20 protein-coding genes and 1 tRNA gene are annotated in these 21197 nt (G+C 43.0%); 9 read left to right on the top strand and 12 right to left on the bottom strand.

Translation table 11 applies throughout. The features are described 5' to 3' along the window. Nucleotides 1-242: 242 nt before the first annotated feature. The 3 genes from ACE3JL_RS08715 to ACE3JL_RS08705 form a co-directional block, all read right to left on the bottom strand. Nucleotides 243-1733 carry an MFS transporter gene (locus ACE3JL_RS08715; RefSeq protein WP_271990712.1) on the bottom strand — a complete coding sequence of 497 codons (1491 nt, stop codon included), beginning with the start codon at nt 1731-1733 and terminating at the stop codon, nt 243-245. Nucleotides 1734-1755: 22 nt separating this feature from the next. Further along, a complete protein-coding gene (recO, locus tag ACE3JL_RS08710) occupies nt 1756-2538 on the bottom strand; it encodes a DNA repair protein RecO (RefSeq protein WP_271990708.1) in 783 nt (260 codons plus the stop codon). 285 nt (nt 2539-2823) lie between these two features. Continuing rightward, nucleotides 2824-2896: transfer RNA gene (locus ACE3JL_RS08705), tRNA-Ala, on the bottom strand. A 77-nt stretch (nt 2897-2973) separates the two neighbouring features. On the opposite strand from ACE3JL_RS08705, the gene ACE3JL_RS08700 reads away from it, so the two are divergent. Beyond that, nucleotides 2974-3786: a rhodanese-related sulfurtransferase gene (locus tag ACE3JL_RS08700; RefSeq protein WP_271990706.1), complete on the top strand. Its 813-nt coding sequence runs from the start codon at nt 2974-2976 to the stop codon at nt 3784-3786. Nucleotides 3787-3835: 49 nt separating this feature from the next. On the opposite strand, the gene ACE3JL_RS08695 is transcribed toward ACE3JL_RS08700, so the two are convergent. The 3 genes from ACE3JL_RS08695 to ACE3JL_RS08685 are packed head-to-tail and all read right to left on the bottom strand — an operon-like array spanning nt 3836 to nt 6450. Further along, nucleotides 3836-5383: an RDD family protein gene (locus ACE3JL_RS08695; protein WP_375329285.1), complete on the bottom strand. Its 1548-nt coding sequence runs from the start codon at nt 5381-5383 to the stop codon at nt 3836-3838. Between the two features lie 57 nt (nt 5384-5440). After that, nucleotides 5441-5962: a hypothetical protein gene (locus ACE3JL_RS08690; RefSeq protein WP_375329284.1), complete on the bottom strand. Its 522-nt coding sequence runs from the start codon at nt 5960-5962 to the stop codon at nt 5441-5443. A gap of 44 nt (nt 5963-6006) precedes the next feature. Beyond that, a complete protein-coding gene (locus ACE3JL_RS08685; RefSeq protein WP_375329283.1) occupies nt 6007-6450 on the bottom strand; it encodes a shikimate 5-dehydrogenase in 444 nt (147 codons plus the stop codon). Nucleotides 6451-6823: 373 nt separating this feature from the next. On the opposite strand from ACE3JL_RS08685, the gene ACE3JL_RS08680 reads away from it, so the two are divergent. Then, nucleotides 6824-7351 (top strand): hypothetical protein, encoded by a 528-nt coding sequence (locus tag ACE3JL_RS08680; protein ID WP_271990697.1) that lies wholly within the window; start codon nt 6824-6826, stop codon nt 7349-7351. Nucleotides 7352-7392: 41 nt separating this feature from the next. Here the strand turns inward: ACE3JL_RS08680 and ACE3JL_RS08675 are convergent, their stop codons facing one another. Continuing rightward, nucleotides 7393-8172 carry a pentapeptide repeat-containing protein gene (locus ACE3JL_RS08675; protein ID WP_271990695.1) on the bottom strand — a complete coding sequence of 260 codons (780 nt, stop codon included), beginning with the start codon at nt 8170-8172 and terminating at the stop codon, nt 7393-7395. A gap of 509 nt (nt 8173-8681) precedes the next feature. Continuing rightward, on the bottom strand, nt 8682-9569 hold the full coding sequence (locus ACE3JL_RS08670) for a helix-turn-helix domain-containing protein (RefSeq protein ID WP_375329282.1): 888 nt from the start codon (nt 9567-9569) through the stop codon (nt 8682-8684). 197 nt (nt 9570-9766) lie between these two features. On the opposite strand from ACE3JL_RS08670, the gene carA reads away from it, so the two are divergent. From carA to ACE3JL_RS08645, 5 genes are all read left to right on the top strand, one after another. Further along, nucleotides 9767-10915, top strand: coding sequence for a glutamine-hydrolyzing carbamoyl-phosphate synthase small subunit (carA, locus tag ACE3JL_RS08665; protein WP_271990689.1), 1149 nt, complete (start codon nt 9767-9769; stop codon nt 10913-10915). A gap of 74 nt (nt 10916-10989) precedes the next feature. After that, nucleotides 10990-11340, top strand: coding sequence for an STAS domain-containing protein (locus ACE3JL_RS08660; protein ID WP_271990686.1), 351 nt, complete (start codon nt 10990-10992; stop codon nt 11338-11340). A 3-nt stretch (nt 11341-11343) separates the two neighbouring features. Next, a complete protein-coding gene (locus tag ACE3JL_RS08655) occupies nt 11344-11760 on the top strand; it encodes a Mini-ribonuclease 3 (protein ID WP_002768850.1) in 417 nt (138 codons plus the stop codon). A 43-nt stretch (nt 11761-11803) separates the two neighbouring features. After that, nucleotides 11804-12670, top strand: a complete 867-nt coding sequence (gene rlmB / locus ACE3JL_RS08650) for a 23S rRNA (guanosine(2251)-2'-O)-methyltransferase RlmB (RefSeq protein WP_271990684.1) — start codon at nt 11804-11806, stop codon at nt 12668-12670. A 112-nt stretch (nt 12671-12782) separates the two neighbouring features. Next, nucleotides 12783-13079 carry a DUF1816 domain-containing protein gene (locus tag ACE3JL_RS08645; RefSeq protein WP_271990682.1) on the top strand — a complete coding sequence of 99 codons (297 nt, stop codon included), beginning with the start codon at nt 12783-12785 and terminating at the stop codon, nt 13077-13079. 321 nt (nt 13080-13400) lie between these two features. Here the strand turns inward: ACE3JL_RS08645 and ACE3JL_RS08640 are convergent, their stop codons facing one another. Together ACE3JL_RS08640 and ACE3JL_RS08635 are read right to left on the bottom strand one after the other, a co-directional pair. After that, on the bottom strand, nt 13401-14834 hold the full coding sequence (locus tag ACE3JL_RS08640; protein ID WP_375329281.1) for a bifunctional orotidine-5'-phosphate decarboxylase/orotate phosphoribosyltransferase: 1434 nt from the start codon (nt 14832-14834) through the stop codon (nt 13401-13403). A 12-nt stretch (nt 14835-14846) separates the two neighbouring features. Beyond that, complete coding sequence (locus ACE3JL_RS08635; protein WP_375329280.1) at nt 14847-15851, bottom strand: CHAD domain-containing protein; 1005 nt, start codon at nt 15849-15851, stop codon at nt 14847-14849. A 118-nt stretch (nt 15852-15969) separates the two neighbouring features. Between ACE3JL_RS08635 and ACE3JL_RS08630 the strand changes: the two genes are divergently transcribed. After that, nucleotides 15970-17499, top strand: coding sequence for a glycine betaine ABC transporter substrate-binding protein (locus ACE3JL_RS08630; protein ID WP_375329279.1), 1530 nt, complete (start codon nt 15970-15972; stop codon nt 17497-17499). Here the strand turns inward: ACE3JL_RS08630 and cysS are convergent. Continuing rightward, nucleotides 17482-18924, bottom strand: a complete 1443-nt coding sequence (cysS, locus tag ACE3JL_RS08625; RefSeq protein ID WP_271990671.1) for a cysteine--tRNA ligase — start codon at nt 18922-18924, stop codon at nt 17482-17484. The genes ACE3JL_RS08630 and cysS overlap by 18 nt on opposite strands. A 487-nt stretch (nt 18925-19411) precedes the next feature. On the opposite strand from cysS, the gene ACE3JL_RS08620 reads away from it, so the two are divergent. Continuing rightward, complete coding sequence (locus tag ACE3JL_RS08620) at nt 19412-19687, top strand: hypothetical protein (protein ID WP_002768833.1); 276 nt, start codon at nt 19412-19414, stop codon at nt 19685-19687. A 256-nt stretch (nt 19688-19943) separates the two neighbouring features. Here the strand turns inward: ACE3JL_RS08620 and ACE3JL_RS08615 are convergent, their stop codons facing one another. After that, a complete protein-coding gene (locus tag ACE3JL_RS08615) occupies nt 19944-21101 on the bottom strand; it encodes an NAD(P)/FAD-dependent oxidoreductase (protein ID WP_375329278.1) in 1158 nt (385 codons plus the stop codon). Between the last annotated feature and the right edge of the window lie 96 nt (nt 21102-21197).

Genomic DNA, 21197 nt, shown 5'->3' with positions numbered 1-21197 from the left:
GTTACTTGACAAGACGATCCAGAAAACGGGTTTCTTCAAGAAACCCGTTTTCTATTCTGAGAATATCCTCTCGTTGATAACCCTGTTCGTACAACCGTTTAGTTAATGTTAGTTTCGCTTCTTTGTGGGGGAGATAGGAGAATAAATAAAAGCAATCTCCTGACTCCTGACTCCTGACTCCTGATAACTAATAACTGATAACTGATAACTGATAACCGATAACTGATAACTGAAAAGTTCCGCTAATCTTTAGATAAATTGCGAGAAACGTACCAAGTAAAACCACCGCCGATAACTGCCATAACTGCTAAAGCTAATAATACTGGTCGGAGTCCGAATTGAGTTTCGGCGATACCCGCAACAGCTAAGGGTAAAGAGAGGGCAATATTAACGGCATTATTTTCTAAACCAAAGACTTTACCGCGCATTTCGGGGGGTGTATCTGCCTGTAGGGTAGTTTGCATGGGAACCCCGACTAAAGCCGCAAAAATCCCTAATAAAGCCGTCATAGCGAAGGCTAAAATTAAACTCTTTGTTGCTAGGGATAAACCGATTAAAGCTGCCGCCATACCCAAGGAACCCCAGAGACTTAATTGGGTGTGGGAGAATTTTTGACCCCAATAACCCAAAGTAATGGCACTAACTGCCATTCCTGCACCACAGGAGGCTAATAAAAAGCCAAATTGAGAAGCTTTTAACCCGGGTAGTTTTTCGGCCATACTGACAGCTAATACTGATAGAGCGGCAAAAATACAGAATAAAATGACTAATTGAATTAGGGCGTTACGAACTTTATGATTTTTGTTGAGGTAACGAATGCCGTCGCGGATATCTTGCCAAACATGGGGTTGTTCTGCGGTAGGAATAATATATTTTTCGCTAGTTCGCAGGATAATTAGAATTAAACCGGCAATTATATAAAAACCACCGACAATCATCACTTTTCCTAAGTCAAATTGTCCGGCTCTTGTGCCGAAAATGCTATCAGCAAAAGCTAATAGAGGTTCACCGATGGCAAAACCTATAATTAATACCGCCATGGTGGTTAAAGTGCTGAGGGAATTAGCGGGCAGAAGATGACGACGTTTTACTACTAATGCCAGGGTAGATTGTTCAGCAGGGGCAAAAAATTGGGTTAAGGTGGAGACAAAAAAAGTAATGACTAACAACAGGAAAAAACCGAAGGGTAAGTTAAATTCTCCTTGTAACCGGTAATGCCAATTTCTTAAACCGTCAGGCAACCAACCGAGGGGAACGGCTAAAGTTTGCTTGCGCACTAACCACAATAATAGGGGAATGAGGAGGACAAAAGCCCCGCGTAAAAGGTTAGAAATAACTAAAACTTGTTTTTTTAACCATCTATCAACATATACACCCGCCACCGAACCCACTAACACCGCCGGAATTGTATTAGCAATCATTATCGCCGATACCCAGCCACTAATCGACTGATCGGCTTTTTGGTAATGGGTGGCAATTAGGGAGATCATCAGGACTAAATAGAATTTATCCGCTAATTGGGAAAAAATTCCCCCCGCCCAGAGAATGAGAAAACGCGGGTTTTTTAGCACTGGGGCAAAACCCTGACTAGGATTAGATTTGGGCGCACGTTTAGGCAAGCGGTTCATGGTTTCTGCGTCGGATTGCCTCGGTGAGGAATCGGAAGAATTAAAAACAGGAGTGGAGGAGGCGCTAGACGTAGCGTCGTCAGTTTCTGAGTCAAACAGTTGCATTATGATGATTTTTGCTATCTGTTTAAAATTCTAAGGGAGATAAACCCTCAACTAATGCCGAGGATCGAAAAGTTTTTCCTAGATGATATTGAGTATAGCGACGCAGCAGGCGATCGAGGTTAATCCAAGCTAGTTCTGAGGTAAGGTTTTCTTCTGGGGGAAAATCGGGTTTTCCTAAGCATTGCAGTAATTGCAGTTCTTGCAACGTCAGTTTACTATCGATGTTGGGCGGGTTGATTGTTTCTGTTAGGGCAGCTAGATCTATTATTCCCCCTGCCTCGAAACTAAATCCTAGGCAATTGTTCCCAATTAAAGCTTTTCCCGTCAACAGGCAGTTATGGACTTGCGGCACTAAGCCGGCAATTATTAAGAAATGAAAAATTGCTTGACAAAGATAGGGAAGTATGTATTGATTTTCGTCGAGGACTTCAATTCTGGCCAGATGGCTGCAGATTAATTCGTATAATTCCCTCTGGGGTTGTTCGCTCAGTGCGATCGCCAAAACCAGTTCGCAGAGGTATTGACTAACGGTGAGTTTGGCGAGATTTTGACTTAATTTAGGGTAAGATTCGATAGTTTCAGCTTGAACGACCTTATCTAGGGATTTTCCTGCGACTATCAACAGATTATTGACCACAAACAGTTCACTTCTACCCCGCAGGGAAGATTTATACTTGCGCGCACCGGGAGCGATGGCTCTAATTAAACCATATTCGGCGGTCAAAATAGTTAAGAGGCGATCGGCTTCTCCGAAGGCCATTCCTTGTAGATTGATTCCAGTAGCTTGATAGGTGCGAGACATCATTTAATAATTAACTAGGGTCTGCTGAAAAAGTTTTTCGTGGGGACAGGGTGTGGGGTGTGGGGTGTAGGGTTTTACCGATTTTGAGGGGGTCAATTACCTAATTTTCAGAGAAAAAGTCCCGGAAATTTCCCCCCGATCACTCCCATATCTGGTACTTTTTGATTGACAAAAGCTCTAAAAGTCTTAGCCAACAAGGTTTTTAGATTTTTTCGGCAAACCCTAGCTAATTGTCTCCCCAAGAAGACTTGAGCTAATCACCAAGCACAGGGGAATCAGTCAGGACTATGGAGGTTAGCGGACTCGAACCGCTGACATCCTGCTTGCAAAGCAGGCGCTCTACCAACTGAGCTAAACCCCCGATCTGGTTTTTAGGACACTTTTGCTATCATAACCTATAGTCAAAAATATTACAAGTTAATTTTTCCCTTACTTGCCATGTCTTATCTAGTCGCCACTTTTTACCAGTTTGTGGCTTTGTCAGATTATCGTCAAAAACAGCCAGAAATACAAAAATACTGCCAAGAAAGAGGAATTAAAGGAACTATTCTTCTGGCAGCCGAGGGGATTAACGCAACGATCGCCGGGAACCGTCAAGCGATCGCCGAGGTGATTAGTTGGTTAAAAACCGATACTCGTTTAGCTAATCTAGAGGTGAAAGAGTCTGTTTGCGATTATTTGCCCTTTCAACGCTTAAAAATTCGCTTAAAACAGGAAATTGTGACTTTTGGTCAACCCAAGGCTAATCCTCTCGAAAACACAGGAATTCATCTCAAAACTGAAGAGTGGAACCAATTGCTGAAAGAGCCGGACGTGGTAGTGATCGATACTCGTAATAATTATGAAGTGGCGATCGGTACTTTCGCGGGAGCGCTTAACCCAGAAATCCAGCATTTTCGCCAATTTCCTGAGTATATTCAGGAAAATTTTGATAGTATTAATGATAAAAAAATAGCTCTTTTTTGTACGGGGGGAATTCGCTGTGAAAAGGCGGCAGCTTTTTTATTAAATCAAGGCTTTTCTCAAGTTTATCAGCTAGAGGGAGGTATTTTGAAATACTTAGAAGAAGTTAGTCCAGATCAGAGTCTTTGGCAAGGAGAATGTTTTGTTTTTGATCAAAGAGTGGCACTAACAGCTAATCTAGAGGTGGGACATTATGAAATGTGTCCCGCTTGCGGTCATCCCATCGATGAAAAAGATAAACAATCTCCCAATTACCGAGCAGGAATATCTTGTCCCTATTGTAGTTAATTTTCTCCTATCTTAACCGCTCTCATCTCCCTACTTTTCTAGTATCTGGTTACTTTTTTTTGCGGATTTGTGTACCAGAAATCATGTCATGAAGGGCGCGTTTTTTCTTTGTCCAGGCTGCCAGTAAAAAGCCCAAATATAAGGGAGCAGTGGAGAGATATTTTAGTAAGTAGCGGCGATTTGCTCTCGCAAAAGATATGCGTCGGCCTTGGCTATCGGTGACAGATAAATCAAAAAACATTTTACCAATAGTGGCTTTAAAAAGATATTCTAATAAAACATAATATAACCATTTAATCACTATTCCTAAACCAAGAGCAGTCAGGATAGCAATATGCTCGTGAGTAAAGTTAAGTTTGGCTTGAATATTATAGATAATTGCCGCTATAAATAAAGCAAAACCGATAATTGTTGTTCCAGCTGCACTTAATGCTCCTGCATAGTAAACCCAGATTTCTTTGGGTATATCAAAATCAAGATTTAAGTCTTGAAAAGTTGACCATTGTTGTAAGCGAAAACAGATATAACCACCTAATAAAGCGGCGATAATAAAAACGATAAAAGAATCAATTAAAGAAGCTTTGAAACGGAGCCAAAACCCAGCATAACTAGGAGAAATTGCAGCGATTAAAGAAATAAGGGCAGGATTGGGAATAGGAATAATTTTAGGGTTTTCAGAAGAAGAATTTTTAGTTTTTTTAGTTTGATGGGGATTGGATTTAATATCAGTAATAATTTTTAGCAAAGTTTTGGTGTCTTTCGGTCGATCAATAGGTTTTTCTGCCATTAAATTATCGATAAAATCTGCTAATCGAGAAGGGATATTTGGCGCATATTTACGCCAGTTAAATTCATTGGTATTAATGTTATAAACTTTTGGATCACTGGGTTCTTTACCGGTTAACAAAAAGACGAAGGTTTTGCCCAAAGCATAAAAGTCTGATTGGGGGACAGAATGACCAAGAGATTGTTCAGGAGGAGCATATCCGGGGGTATAAATTCCCGTATTTTTACCTCCTGCTAGGACGGTTTTAGTCACCTGTCGCGCTGCCCCAAAATCAATTAAAACTAATTGACTATCGGGTTTTAAGATAATATTAGAAGGTTTGATATCACGATGATAGAATTTATGTTTATGAACTTCATGGAGAATATTAGCCAACTGACTTAACCAATCCAAAGCGAGATTATAATCAATCGGTTTAAATCCTCTTTGTTTTTGATGTTCTTCTAAGTCAATACCAGCAATTTTCTCCATGACTAAACAGTGTAAAGCAGTTTGACTCTCCCGGGGATGATAAATAAAATAGTTTTCTCCTTTGGGAATACCGGGGTGATTTAATTGTTTTAAAAGATTGGCTTCCTGTTGAAATAAATCAATAGCTTTGCTAGAATCGTAGGTAAGAACTTTTAATACTTTGGGTATTTTACGTTCATCTATCACTTCATAGGTATTACCGAATCCACCTTTGGCACTCAATAAATTTGTGACTCGATATTTACCATTTAAAAGCAAGTCGGAACCACAGGATTGACAGTAACGACTCTCCGTGATACTTTTCGGTTTAGGACAATGAGGATTAATACAAAAACTCATAGATTTTATTGGTAGAGTAAAAAATAAACTTGATGATAACAATATTCCCTGATATATTTAAGGTTTATTACCAAGAAAAAAGCCGCGCAATCCCAAAGTTACCACGGCACTTAAAAAAGCCACAACCATGGGGATAATCAGAGATTTAAACCCTTTCAAGTCAGCAATATCTTTAACTAGGATTGCATAACTATCTTCAACTTTTTCCAGTCGTTTATCGATACCTTCTACTTTTTCGGTCAGAGTTTTAATATCTCCCTTTATTTCTGTGACTTCCGCCTTTAAATCATTAACGTCTTTTTGGAGACTGTCAAATTTTTGATTAACATCTTTTTGGAGAATGTCAAATTTTTGATCCATATCTCTTTGGAGAATGTCGATTTTCTGATCCATATCTCTTTGGAGAATGTCAAATTTTTGATTAACATCTTTTTGGAGATTGTCGATTTTCTGATCCACATCTCTTTGCAAACTGTCAAATTTTTGATCCACATCTCTTTGGAGATTGTCGATTTTACTCTCGATTCTTGTCAGGACAGATTCAAGGGAATAGGTAACGGTTTCGCTAGTTTGTGTCATAATTAACAACCTCTTACAGATAACTACTTTATTGAAATAAAAAATTAAGGTTTATTACCAAGAAAAAAGCCGCGCAATCCCAAAGTTATCACGGCACTTAAAAAAGCTACAACCATAGGGATAATAAGGGATTTAAACCCTTTCAAGTCAGCAATATCTTTAACTAGGATTGCATAACTATCTTCGACTTTTTCTAGTCGTTTATCCATTGTTTCAAATTTCTGATCAAGAGTTTTAATATCTCCTTTGATTTCTGTGACTTCCACTTTTAAATCGTTAACATCTTTTTGGAGACTGTCAAATTTTTGATCCATATCTCTTTGCAGGGTGTCAAATTTTTGATCCACATCTCTCTGAAAGGAATCTATTTTCTGACCCATATCTCTTTGGAGAGAGTCAATTTTCTGATTAACCTCTTTAATACTATCTTTAATTTCTTTGAGGACAGATTCAAGGGAATAGGTAACGGTTTCGCTAGTTTGTGTCATAATTAACAACCTCTGGTCGATAGGGACAAATACAATTAGGTTATACTGAAAAAGTTTTTCGTTGGTGTGGGGTGTGGGGTTTTACCCATTTTCAGGGAAAAAGTCCCTGAATTTTCCCCCCGATTACTCCAATGGCCGGCACTGTTTGATTTGAAAAAGCTTAAAGATATTATCCAACAAAGTCTTTAGATTTATTCAGCCAGCCCCAATTATTCCCCTATTGCCTATTACTAGGGACTAAGGACGATTTCGCTACCGAAAAATTTCAATTGTGGCCAGAGAGCGGTCATGGTAATTTAAGAAAGCGATCAGGGAACTCTAACAGGGAAGATCCCGACCCTAACCAGGGAGTGACTGTTTAACTGTCTGTCCTATGTACAAGTCTATTACTGTTTTAACGCTGCTGACGGGAATTATCGCCGTTGACGTGGTTTTTGCTCAATCCACTGTTAATCTTCCCATCACAGTTCAACAGGGAGAATCCTACGAAGGATTATTGACTAGAGCATCGCAATTAGCAGAGAAAACTATCATCAGTCGTTTTAATCAACAACAGGGTCTTAATAAAATTGATTTATTAATAACCGCCGAAAAATCAGGTGCGATCGCACCTTTCCTCTCGGTGAAGGTATCCCGTCAAGATTGGTTTGGCCATCCCAATATTCAACGCTGGAGGAATGTTTTTCCCTTTGGCAAAGATCTCCTCGGTTTTAGCTCTCCCGCACCCGTCGTCACCCCGAAAAATCCCCCCGCTGCCCTTAATCCCACACCATCTCCAGCACCATCTCCCGGTGCTACCACTCCTCCTGCTCCCCCTGCTTTACCCTTCGAGGATGAACCGAATAATCCTTCCCCAATCCCTATTCCTAAGCAAAGATTAAACACTCCAGCTAATCGTTAATCGATAGGAAAAGGACAGGCTTTCGGCAGATGTATTGACTTTTAAGTGGCAAAACGAGGCTGAAACCAGTCTAGGGGAAAAATATCATCTTCTTGGACGATTTCTGTCCAACCAGTGACACTCTCAAAACAAGTCCCCGTCAAATTAGCACCCCTCAAGTCCGCTCCCTGTAGATTTACCTCTTGTAAACGCGCTCCCGCTAGGTTAGCACCCACTAAATTAGCCCCGCGTAAATCACTACCCGTCAGACGTGCCTCGCTAAAATTAGCCCTTTCTAAATTGGCCCCTTGAAAGTCCACCTCTTTCAGAAAAGAGCCGCTAAAATTGGCTTCCCTTGCGGAAATTTGACGACATTTAGCCCCACTTAACCGCGCTTCCTGCAAATTGGCCCAATTGAGATTGACTTTATCTAGGGTTGCCTCCAAGAGATTAACTAAGTATAAATTCGCCCCGCATAAATTCGCCCCGCATAAATTCGCTCCCCGGAGATTAGCATGGGAAAGATCCGCCCCACTTAAGCGCGAGTTACGCAGGTTTGCCTGTACCATAAAGGCCCCCGTGAGATTGGCTTTGGTTAAGTCCGCTTCCACTAATTGCGCTTGACTTAATTTGGCATAGGTTAAATTCGCCCAATTCAAACTCGCTCCCCGCAGATTTGATTTAGTCAAAAAAGAGCGACTCAAATTAGTTCCGCGCAAATTGGCCGCAGCAAAATTGACAGCGATTAGAGTCACTTGTTGTAGATCTAGACTCATCAAGTCAATGGCTAAAAAATCCCGCTCTCCTTGTTCGTAGAGTCTTAGTAACTGATTAACTTTCATCTCCCTTCTTCTACTTTAAGATGGTGGTTAAGAAGTAATCAACAAAAGCACTTAAAAACTTTGTCCGATAACTCACTCTGCTTTTAGATGAGCAATTTACGAGGCTCTCGTTTGAGTTTATGTAAAGTTTTTTATCGATTTTTTAAGAGAAGATAACCCGAACAGCAAGTTAATTTTCATCATAGTTAAATAGCTTGGCTAAAACAGTTGGACTGGTTTTTCCAATTCTACCCCAGTCCATCGGCTAATTAGTATCTAACACTACTCTTGTTAAAAAACTTATCTATTGTTCAAACTTGATTATATTTAGGGTTTCCTGAAAAAGTTTGTTGGTGGGGTGAGGCGGGAGATAGGGGTTTAGGGATTTAGGGATTTAGGGATTTAGGGGTTTAGGGAAATTTCAGCCCAATGCTCCACTTCCCCACTTCCCCACACCCCACACCCCACTTCCCCACACCCCACTTCCCCACACCCCACTTCCCCACTTCCCCTGCTAATCCCCTAATTCCCTACTCTAAAGCGTAGATGCGACCATCCATGAGCAGACGGGTGATCCCTTTAGCTTCCAGTTGAGCGTGAGCTTTTTCGATCAGGCGACCGTCGGGAACTTTAATCACTTTTTCCTTGCGCTTGGAGAAACGACGAGCGATGCGATGACTTTCAAAGATGGGGAGGGTGCGCTGCTGGATTTCCTGAGGGGGAACCTTACCCAATTCGGCAAAATCCTTGAGGGGACGGGTGATTAATTCGGCAGCGCGATCGATGACCAAGTAACAGGTTTTGGGAAAAGCCGCCGCCGAGAGGGGTAAGATCTGTAATTGGGCGGTTTTAACGATAGTCGGTCCCAAATAGCTGTCCGCTAGTTCCCCCTCCTCCTCATCTTCATCTTCATCCTCATCCTCATCTTCATCTTCATCCCAATCCTCGTCAAGCTCATCTTCCTCGATAGCTTCGACGAAAAACTCGCTTAAATTAGCGGTTTCTAGGGTCTTATCGCCATTAATTTCTGTATCTTCTGGATTATCTGCTTCTGGAGGGTAAGCGGTATCCATTAACAGGGTTAATTGTTCCACAGAAGCGATCGGTTGCTCAAAATCCTGCTCATCCTTAGCTGCAGCTGCGATTTGGGCTGCCCGAACACTAATCACCTCGCTCGCTTTTTCCGGTAAATCCGCTGCTGTTTCGTCCTCCTCAAGGCCGCGACCATTGCGGGCCAAGCGTTTTTTCTGGATTAACTGCTCGTATTCCTCGCCAGAAAAAGAATTTTTGAGAAAACGACTGACCGTAGAACTACTCACGCCATAACGCTCGGCTAACGTGGAAGTGGTGGCCTCCGTTTCCCGATAAAGCTTAAGAATTTCTTTTTTCGTGGCATCAGTCAGTTTTCTTGGACTCATATTACTTATATAGTTATTTTTTAAGCGATAGGATTTTGCCGATGGCTAGTCAGGGGAAGCTGTTGTCTTTGAGCGGACGTACTCTTAATCATAAAACGCCCTAGCCAATTAAAACTAAGCAATTCGTTTTCTAGTCCCTGTTCTAGTCTATCCTTGACTTCTGTTTCTCACCACTACTCAAGATTAAAAAATTGACGATGATATCAAGTGCTGCTAGTCAAAAAGCCTTATTAGTTCTAGCCGATGGTACAGTTTACGAGGGTTATTCCTTCGGGGCCAAGGGAACCACCGTCGGCGAAGTTGTTTTTAACACGGGAATGACTGGTTATCAGGAAGTCCTCACCGATCCCAGTTATGCTGGTCAAATCGTCACTTTTACCTATCCAGAATTGGGGAATACGGGGGTTAATCCCGAAGATGAGGAGTCAATTCGTCCCCAGGTGAAAGGAGCGATCGCAAAAAACATCTGCCATCGGCCCAGTAATTGGCGTTCTAGCCAATCCCTACCGGATTATCTGGCCGCTCATCATGTTATTGGCATCTATGGCATCGATACCCGGTCTCTGACCCGCAAAATTCGCTCGGTTGGGGCGATGAATGGGGCAATTTCCACGGAAATACTCGATTATCACGATTTACTGCGGTTGGTGCAGGCGGCCCCCAGTATGGCCGGGTTAAATCTCGTCAAAGAAGTTACCACCAAGGAAGTGTACGAATGGACGACTCCCACCCCCTCCGCTTGGGAATTTGCGCCCATTGATAGTGATCAAGAACCGTTAACGGTGGTAGCGATCGATTTTGGCATCAAACGCAATATTCTCCGGCGTTTAGCCAGCTACGGTTGTCGGGTGATTGTGGTTCCCGCTGACACTCCCCCGGAAAAAATCGCCGAATATAATCCCGATGGTATTTTCTTTTCTAACGGACCGGGAGATCCGGCGGCTGTCACCGAAGGAATTGCCCTAGCCAAGCAACTTTTACAAGGAGAAAAACCCACTTTTGGCATCTGTATGGGTCATCAAATTTTAGGCCTATCCCTAGGAGCAGAAACCTTTAAACTGAAATTTGGCCATCGCGGGTTAAATCAACCCTGTGGACTGCAGCAACAGGTGGAAATTACCAGTCAGAATCATGGTTTTGCCGTGCAGGAGGCCTCTTTAAATCCGCAAGTGGAGATTACCCATCTCAACCTCAATGATCGCACTGTAGCGGGGTTAAAACACCGGTCTTTGCCCTTTTTCTCGGTACAATACCACCCCGAAGCCAGTCCCGGCCCCCACGATGCCGATTATCTGTTTGGCAAATTTGTCGATTTAATGCGGCAAGCAAAAAAGGATCGGTCGTAAATTTTTAGGATATACTAGGGTTTTGATTTTTACGGCTCTAGAGCTAGGAGGCGATTATTCCAGAAGCAATTAACTTGACCGTCAGCTTGCGAGGCACCCGCGAGGTCAGAGATAAGTACCAAATTTTCCGTTTGACGGGTCTTTTAGATGCCTTTTCCGAACCGACTTTTTGTAAGGTGATCGAAGGCTATGTGGACGAAGGTCCCAAGGATGTGATTATTAGCCTCGCTCAGATTGATTTTATCGATAGCTCCGGTTTAGGGGCTTTGGTAAAATTGGTGAAAAAGGCCAAAACCGAAGGGGGCAGTTTACAAATTGTTACCAATCCTCGGGTAATTCAAACCGTAAAACTGGTGCGATTGGAGAAGTTTTTTTCCCTGCAACCCACCCTAGAAGCGGCGATCGAATATCTAGAAAAAGCGTAAATCGTGGAATCTCCTCTCGAACAAATTCGCTTACAGGTCAGTGGCCAGGGTTCACCAATCCTAGAGGGTCTTGACCGATTATCGCCTGCTTCTCTGGCCTATCTGGGGGATGCTGTTTATGAATTATACATCCGCACCTATTATCTACTGCCGCCTCAGCGTCTGGGGGACTATCACGCTCAGGTGGTGGGCAAAGTTAGAGCCGAACAACAGGCCTTAGATTTAGCGCAACTGCAGCCCTATCTGACAGACCAAGAAAAAGAAATTCTGCGCCGGGGACGCAATGCGGTCACGGGAAAACGTCGTCGTCTGACAGCCCAAGTCTATCAGCAGGCCAGCAGTTTAGAAACCCTGTTCGGCTATCTTTATCTCCAAGACCCCTCAAGATTACATCAACTATTAGAAAAACTAGAATTATAGCCATCAGGGACGATTCCCGACTTTACTCTTAATCCATGCAATCATGAGCGATCGACCATTTCGTGACAAGTCCGATAATCGTAATTCTCGCCGGCCTTTGCGGTCAAAAACTGGGCCAATTCTGGCTAAATCCCCGGTAGTAACTCCAGAAAACCAAGAAGCTGATGATCTGCTCTACGGTCGCCGGGTGGTTTTAACAGCTATGGAGGAGGAGCGCCAACTAAATCGGATTTGGGTGGTCAATCGACTCCGTTACGATCCCCGTTATCATACCCTCCTAGAAAAAGCCAAGGCCAACGGTACGGTAATTGATGAGGTGGACGATCTGCGTCTCGATCAGATTACCAATAAGGCCAATCATCAGGGAATCGCCGCCCAGATGTCCCCCTATGAGTATATCGAATTAGCCGATCTGATCGAAAAAGCTAAGGGCAAAAGTCGTCACCCCGTCATCGTCATCGCCGAAGGGATCACGGATCCCCATAACCTGGGGGCAATTATTCGCACCGCCGAGGCCATGGGTTGTCAGGGGGTAGTTATTCCCCAACGTCGCGCCGCCGGGGTGACATCGACGGTGATGAAAGTGGCGGCCGGATCCTTGGAATATTTACCCGTCGCTAGGGTGGTTAATCTCAATCGTGCTTTAGAGGAATTAAAAGCGGCCGGTTTTTGGCTTTATGGCACGGCGGCAAAAAGTGGGAAATCTTTACACACAATCAATTTAACGGGTGCGATAGGATTGGTGCTAGGTTCAGAGGGAGAGGGTTTGAGTCTGTTGGCCCAAAAGTCCTGCGATGAATTGGTATCTATCCCTTTGGCAGGCAAAACCCCCAGTCTCAATGCTTCGGTGGCGGCGGGGATGGCTCTTTACGAGGTTTACCGTCAACGCTGGCAAAATTCCCCAGACTGAAAATCTGTATTTTTCGACACTCCCAATAGCCAAAAGGAGAAAGTATAAATAGAATAGGAAGGAAGTTTGCGAAATGTAAACGAACGTAACAAAACCACCAGAGTAGATTTAGATGGGGAACGAAATGAAAGAATTTTTGATTAGCTTACTCGAAAGGTTCGGATTAGCCTACTGGGTCGAGATTAAAACCGACTATCCCAGATGTACTTATTATTTCGGTCCTTTTCTCGCTAAAGACGAGGCTGAAGTCGCTCAAGCTGGTTACGAAGAAGATTTGAAAACAGAAGGAGCGCAGGGGATTAAATTGCATATAAAACGTTGTAAACCGAAAGATTTAACTATTTTTGAGGAAAAAGAAGAAAACAAGCTCCTGAATACCCTAAAGGTGTTACGTAGTCAAGCTTCTTAAAGACTTTCAGTTATCAGTTATCAGTGATCAGTGATCAGTAATCAGTAAACAGTAATCAGTGAAAAGACAGCAGGAAACTGCCATTTGATGAGGCTCACTTAATACATACTGCTTAGGGACTTGCGTGGGAATAATATCCCAATCGATCGGAGGGCGCAAGCTTTGCGCCCCTACAGTAACGGATTTTGTCCACAATGTAGGGGCGAACTGCGTTCGCCCAAAAGGTACATTATCAAAGCGCAAGTCCCTTACTTAAAACTGGTAACTGATAACTGGTAACTGATAACTGGTAACTGATAACTGATAACTGATGGCTAAATATCAATGGGAGCGATTTAAAAAACAGCTATATTCTGCTTCCGTCAGTCTTCCCGCTTCGTAGAGAGTATCGGTAATTTCTGCTAGGGTTAAAACCGAATAAGGTTGATAACCATGGCTACGAAGTTTATCTTTAACAGGGCCACCATGGTCGATAAAAACTACGATATCATTAACTAATAATCCCGCCGATTTAATTTTCTCTGCCCCCTCGATCGCACTTTTGCCAGAAATTAAAATATCGTCCACCACTACCACCGTTTCCCCCACTTGAAAATTACCTTCAATTACTCTTCTTGTGCCGTGAGCTTTTACTTCTTTGCGGGGGAAAATCATCGGATGATTTAATAATAAAGATAAACCCGTAGCTGTGGGTAAAGAGCCGTAGGGAATACCAGCAATGCGGTCAAATGTCAAGGTTTTTAATATTTCTCCATAGGCTTCAATTACCTGCTGAAAAATATTAGGATTAGAGATAATTTTTCTCAGATCGATATAATAGGAAAAAGTTTCTCCCGATGCTTGCACATAATCGCCAAACATCAAGCAGCCAATATCAAATAATTGTAGAATTAAATCCTGATGAGGATGTTGTTTTAAAAGACAAACGTTAGCAGTCCAAGTCTCATCTTGGCTTGATTCTTGCTGGTGATTTTGTTGAATTTTGTTGACTTCCTCTCGTAAATCCTTGACTTTTGTTCCCAAATCGGGTTGAGATAAAAAATCTTGGGGTACAGGAATTAATAAACCCTCGCCATGACTATTTAAACCCACAGTAATTAACTCGGAGAATTGACTTTTTTCTTCCCAAATACTGCGTAATAAAATCAATCTTTCGGGGGCAAAATTGCGAATCTTTTTCAATATCTCCGGTTGAGTGGTTCCCACTTCTAAAAATACTTGTTCGGGAGTTCCCCAGGTGCAAGCTTCTTTGACAACTTGCAGATAAAAAGGATTGTCGCGACTGGGAAATTCTTGCAGATTAATCGCGCCTTGATTGGAAGTATGACAGAGGATAAAAGCGCCATGCTCGGGGTAAACTAAAAAAGGAGCAACGTGATCCTGTCCGGAGTAGGGATTGAGAGTAACCGCGTCCACCTGCCAAGTTTTAAAGATAGTCTCGGCTAAAATACTGCTGGTATTAATATCACCGTGTTTAGCATCCAAAATTACCGGGATATGAGCGGGAATTGCCGTTAAAACTCGCTGTAATAATTCTAAACCTGCCGCTCCCAAAGCTTGATAAAAACCTAAAGTTGGTTTGTAGGCACAGACAAAAGGGGCAGTTTCATCGATAATAAACTTGAGCCACTGTTCTAAATTAACGATTAATTCTCCCGGGGTGGAGGGCATCATTTCAGGGTTAGCATCTAAACCGAGGACAAGTAGAGTCTGGTTTTGACTAATGGCGTGGTTTAACTTTTGAAAAAAATTCATCGGTTTCTAATCTCAGAATTCTGGATTAGTTTCTAATTCTACACTATTTGGTCGAAAAATAGGCTGTAAAATTGTCTGGTGCAGACTTTTTCTGGTGTCAGCGTCAAGGAATTTCTTTTGTAGGGGTTGCCATTCTTGCCATTTTTGGTGACGGATATTTTGGAAAATTTTTAGTAAAGTCGGCATTTCCTTGGCAAGACAATTGGGGAAAATTTGGCTAAGAAAATCCGAGAGAACACAACAATCCTGCATTTCTCCGAGAATACCTTGAAGGTTTTTAATATCTTCTAGATACTCTTTATATTTGTCGCCATAAAACTGAGTAAATAACTCCATATTATAGCGAGAACGCTTGGCTTCTTTGCGGAGATCATGCAGTAATAATCCTTCTTTTTCCAATAAGTCATCAATTTCTTGACTGGAAAACTCTCTTACTTTTTGATCTTCCTCTAAATTTACCCCAACTAACCAGCCTTCGTGCAGTAAAAAGCGACTCGCTTGCGGTAATAATAAGTCTGGTAAAACCGTAGCAATATCTAATTTTCCCATCGGTTGATAGGTGGGATTATCCAACCAACGGGCAAAATCTGCCTTAAAGTTGAGAAATTTGTCGGACTTGAACAGCTTTTCTACCTTAGCAAATGCCTTCTTTCTTTGTTGTTCGAGAACTTGTAAAACTTTCTTCAGTAGCTCCTGTTCTTGCGGGGGTAAAATTGGCTGATAATGACCGATAAAAGCCTCTTTTAACACATCTAAATCTCGCAATTCTCCTAAAATTCTGCCCAGATTACCCACCCGTTTTTGATCGGCAGATTTTGGCATGGTTAAAGCGGGGTCAAAACCAGTTAAGGTACTGCGAAGACGGCGCATTCCCACACGAATTTGATGTAATTCTTCTGGATCCTGATCGAGTAAAACTCCAGCTTCGTGTTTAAGAATTTTATGAAAATGTTTATCAATACCGATATAGGCCCAATCGGCAACAGTTTTAGCCCGAGGATTAAATTTGTTAGTCATTGGTCTTTAGGGGGGAAATAATGTCAAGATAGTGATAGAATCTTTAAATCAAGACTGGAACTAATAGATACTATTTATTCTATACAATAGGATGAAGCATCCGCTTTAAGGGAAGTTTATGGATAGTTTTTGGCTAGATTATGGGGGGGAAATCGCTTTTCGCACAGGAGAGCATCTTTTCTTGACGGGAATAGCCATGGCTATGGGTAGCTTAATCGGGATTCCTCTAGGTATTTTAATTAGTCGTCAAGCTATTCTCGCTCAACCGATTATAGCGATCATTAACACCCTACAGACTATCCCCAGTTTAGCCCTATTTGGTTTTTTAATTTCCGTGCCTTTTTTGGGAGGAATCGGCAAAATTCCCGCTATTGTTGCCCTAACTCTCTACACCTTACTGCCAATTGTTTTAAATACCTATCTGGGCATCAAAAAAGTTGATCCCGAATTAAAATTAGCCGGGTTATCCCTAGGTATGACCGACGGTCAAATCCTGCGCTATATTGAATTACCCCTGGCCAGGGCGACAATTTTGGCAGGAGTGAGAATTGCGACGGTGATTGCTATCGGTGTGGCTACGATCGCAGCTGCTATCGGTGGTGGTGGTTTGGGAGTGTTTATTTTTCGCGGTATTGCCACGGTCAACAATCAGTTAATTTTGGCGGGGGCAATTCCTGCCGCTTTTTTAGCCCTTGTTGCCGATTGGAGTATCGGTCGGCTAGAAAAGACCTTTTCCCCTTCGCAACACCCGAAAAAGCCCTCTAAATGGCAATGGGGCTTAGGTTTAATCGGTTTGGCCTTGCTATCTTTCCTCTTGACTCAAATTTTCCATTCATCCCCCGGCACAGTGGTGATCGGTTCCAAAAATTTTACTGAACAGGTGATTTTAGGGGAAATTTTGGCACAGGAAATCGAAAAAGAGACGAATTTACGGGTTGATCGTCAATTTAATCTCGGTGGTACTCTGATCTGTCATGAAGCAGTGAAAGCGGGTAAAATCGATGGTTATGTGGAGTATTCTGGCACGGCTTTCACGGGAATTTTGCGGGAAAAACCCCTTAACGATGCCCGATTGGTCGCTGAAAAGCTGCAAGAGATTTATCCAGAAAAATTTAATCTAGAAGTGTTTCCCAGTTTAGGATTTGAGAATACTTTCGCCATTGTTATCCGGGGAGAAACCGCCAGTCAATACAATCTTAAAACTCTCTCGCAGGTGGCTAAATATACCCCCAATTGGCAAGCGGGTTTTGGTTATGAATTTTTGGAAAGGGAAGACGGTTACAAGGGATTAGCGAAGACCTACGGCCTAACTTTTGCCCGACCCCCGAAAGTGATGGATTTAGGGTTAATGTACCGCGCTTTAGCCGAAAAACAAGTGGATTTAGTGGCGGGAAATTCCACCGATGGCTTAATTCCCGTGCTAGATTTAGTCATCCTAGAAGATGATCAACGCTATTTTCCTCCCTACGAAGCGGTACCGATTTTTAACCGGGATAGTTTGCAAAAATATCCGCAATTGCGACAGGTTTTAGCCAAACTCACCGGCAAAATTACCTCCAGCACTATGCAGAAATTAAACTATCAGGTGGATGGACGCAATCGCAGGGTGGAGGAAGTGGCCGAAGAATTTCTAGTCTCCCTCTCTTAACCATTTAGTCACTCCCCCGGGTTGGTCGATTAAACTAATCCCTTGCGCTTTTAATTCTGCGCGAATGCGATCGCTTTCGGCGTAATTTTTCGCTTTTTTCGCCTCTGTGCGTTGTTGGATGAGATTTTCGATATCCGCTGCACTAATTCCCTCAGAAACAGGGGTTTCCCTCTGGTCGGCGGCAATTTCTAGACCCAAAACCCTAGACAATTTCACCAAAGTCTGCCATTTTACCGCTAATTCGGCCAGATTGCTGTCCGTCTTACCCGCATGGGTTAAATTATTACCCTCCTTGCGTAATTCCTTAGCGATTTCAAATAACACCGCTAAACCACCGGCAAAGTTAAAATCGTGATTTACCGCCTCTTGAAAGCGATTTTCTAGCTCTTGGTCAGTAATTGCGGGATTATCTGGCGGAAGATGCTTATAACCAAAGGATAAACCCTCTTGTAAAGTATGCCAGCCATTAGTGGCCGCCTGCAATCCCTCATCGGAAAAATCGATCGGTTTGCGGTATTGGGCCCCTAAAATTAATAATCTCACGGCTAAGGGGTCATATTTTGTCAATAACTCGCGAATAGTGATGAAATTACCGAGGGATTTCGACATTTTTTCCCCGGCCACCTTAACCATGCCATTATGTAACCAATAGTGGGCCAGAGGTTTACCAGTTGCCGCTTCACTTTGGGCAATTTCGTTTTCGTGGTGGGGAAAAATCAGATCACTTCCCCCCACATGAATATCGATAGTTTCTCCCAATTGTTCTTTGACCATGGCCGAACATTCAATATGCCACCCCGGACGACCTTGGCCCCAGGGAGAATCCCAACTAGGTTCCCCCGGTTTTGCCCCCTTCCAGAGGGCAAAATCGAAGGGGTCTTGTTTTTTAATTGCTTCCGGGTCGTCGGTTTCTACCCGGCCGCTGGCCCCGGCTTGCAAATCATCGAGTTTTCGCCCTGATAGTTTGCCATAATCAGAAAAACGACGGACGGAATAGTAAACATCGCCATCGCTGGGGTAAGCATAGCCTTTTTGTTCTAATTCATAGACTAAGCGCTTGATACCGTCGAGGGTATGAGTGGCCCGGGGATAAGCGTCCGCCGGTCTGACTCCTAATTTTGCCATATCCTCAAAGTAGGCCTGGATAAATTTCTCGGCCACGGCTGCCATGGTGGTGTGTTCATTTTTAGCTCGATTGAGAATTTTATCGTCAATATCGGTGAAATTCTGAATATAGCGCACTTGATAACCGAGATACTCCAAATAACGCCGCACCACATCCCAAACCACACAGGTACGCGCATGACCCAAATGGCAATAATCATAGACGGTAATGCCGCAGCAATACATGGAGACTATGCCGGGTATGAGGGGGGTAAAGGGTTCTTCGCGACGACTGAGGGTGTTGTAGAGGATTAAGGTCATGGATGGGGATTTTTTTCTGGGGAAAAAGGCTAGTCCAATTTTATAGCAGTTATTTTCAGTTATCAGTGATCAGTTATCAGTGATCAGTGAGCAGTTATCAGTGTAAGTATCTAAGCACAATTAATTACACATCTAAGCCACTACTCCGTCAGACTTCTGCGGTGGTGAGCAAACAGAGAACTGAAAACTCAAATCCGATCCCTAATAGCTGTATCCCGTCTCCTGTCTCCTGTCTCCTGTCTCGACTAGGAAATTAATTTTGCACGACTACTTATCAGTGACGGCTAACCACTTTCCCTGATTTACCTACTATATTTTGTGTTTTTTGTCAAGGGGTTTTTAGGGTTTTAGTAAAGATGTGACGGGATAGGACTGTTTTGATCAGGACTATTATTGATGAAATCGATAGAATAACGATAGGGGAAGCTTGCTTGTTTGCCTCAACCGACAATTTTTATTGTTAATCAACTTTGACCAGACCATCACCATGAATGAACCACCTAATAGCGCTGGCGATGAAATCCAATTACCCCGGGGAGAAAGAGTTGACCAGCTAAGAAATCTCATCGAAACTCTACGCATTGCCGATGAAGTGGCCAATCGCGGTTATTTGATTACCAGTGCCGAAGTGGCCGATTTAATGGATATTAATCCAGGCGCCGTTACCAGTCGCGGCGACCATTGGCCGTGGCGAAATTGGGTAATCTCCCGGGTCAGACGGGAGGGAAACCAAATTCTTTGGCAGTTGGAAAAAGTCGATTAGGATTAATGGCAACCATCAGTTAATTTCTCTCTTGACTTTTGCAAATTAGGGTTTGCTGAATAAATCTAAAAACTTTGTTGGGTAAGACTTTTAGACTTTTTGATTGACAAAAAGTCCCAGATCTGGGAGGGATCGGGGGGAAATTCCAGGACTTTTTCCCTGAAAATTAGGTAATTTACCAGATGAAAATGGGTAAAAACCTACACCCCACACCCCACACCCCACACCCCACACCCTGTCCCCAGGAAAAACTTTTTCAGCAAACCCTAATTATTTCGTCATTTTCCCCCAGCAGATGACGCGCAAAACGTCGGGCCAGGGGCGGAGCCGATACAAGTGTACTGGTAAAACCAGAAAATACCTGCAATCCCACTTTATCGGCGATCGCTCCCACTAGGGGCCGTCCCGAGGGAGCAAAAGCCACTAGACAATGATGACAGCTGCCGGGGAGAGAGGCTAAAGAGGGCAGCAATGTCCCCACGGCGGCCCGTATTGCTTTTTCCCCGGCCAGAGCGTTTAAAATCGCATCTGGATCGGTGATAATGGCGCTAATTTGCCCTAGATAAAGGCTTTGATCCCGGAATTGTACCGCTCCCGTTTCTAAAACACTGGCAATTATTTCTGGGGTTTCTCTCTGCCAAATGCCCTGCTTTTCTAGTTGGGTGATTTTTTGCTCTAATAGCAATCTGGCAGGAATTGCGGGCATAACTAGGGTGTTTAATTTGATCTCAGTGGGGGGAATTTTGATCACCTGGGCATGGGTAAAATAGACGGGAGTAGCAATACCGGATTTTTGCAGTAAAGACCGGGTTAATCCCCCGGCACAGACGATAGTTTCCCCGGCAGAATAATTATTTTTAGGAGTTTTTACGCCGGTAATTCTCGATGCAGTTTCAATTAATTCGATGACAGCTTCCCGAATAATCGTGCCTCCCAGACGCAGAAAAGCTTGTTGATAGGCAAGATTAGTTTTTTCGGCGTTAATGTGACCGTGGGGCAGTCGTAAAACTCCGGAGATAGCTGCGGGATTTAATAGGGGTTCTAAAGCGATCGCTGCTTGCGGATAGAGGATTTCGGGAGTAATAGCAAAGATAGCAAATTTTTCGGCCACAGTGGCTGGGTCATCTTCGGGGTTAACGGTGAGAATTATATCTATGTCCCGGTATTCGTTATCTATGCCCAATTCCTGGGATAAATTGCGCTGAATTTCTCGACCTTCTTGGTATAGTTTTCTCTGGATTTCTGTGGTGGCTGACCAATAGGCTAAACCCCCGTAACTGTAGAAAGTGGCGTTGAGGGGATGGGTTTCTTTTTCTAATAAGAGGACTCGACTGCCTAGGTTAGCTAGTTCATAACTTAAGGCGGAACCGGTGATACCACCACCGATAATTATATAATCATAAGTTGTGGTCATAATTGGGCTTATTTTTTCTCAATTAATCTATTCTATCATTATACTTGCTCAGTTCCCTAGTTCTGATTTGAGCAATAGTTGCTATAATTAGAGAAA

Source organism: Microcystis sp. BLCC-F210 (assembly GCF_042134685.1).
GTDB classification, from domain to species: Bacteria; Cyanobacteriota; Cyanobacteriia; order Cyanobacteriales; family Microcystaceae; genus Microcystis; species Microcystis aeruginosa_D.
The sequence above is the reverse complement of the archived record's forward strand: the minus strand, read 5'-3'. Positions and strand labels throughout refer to the sequence as shown.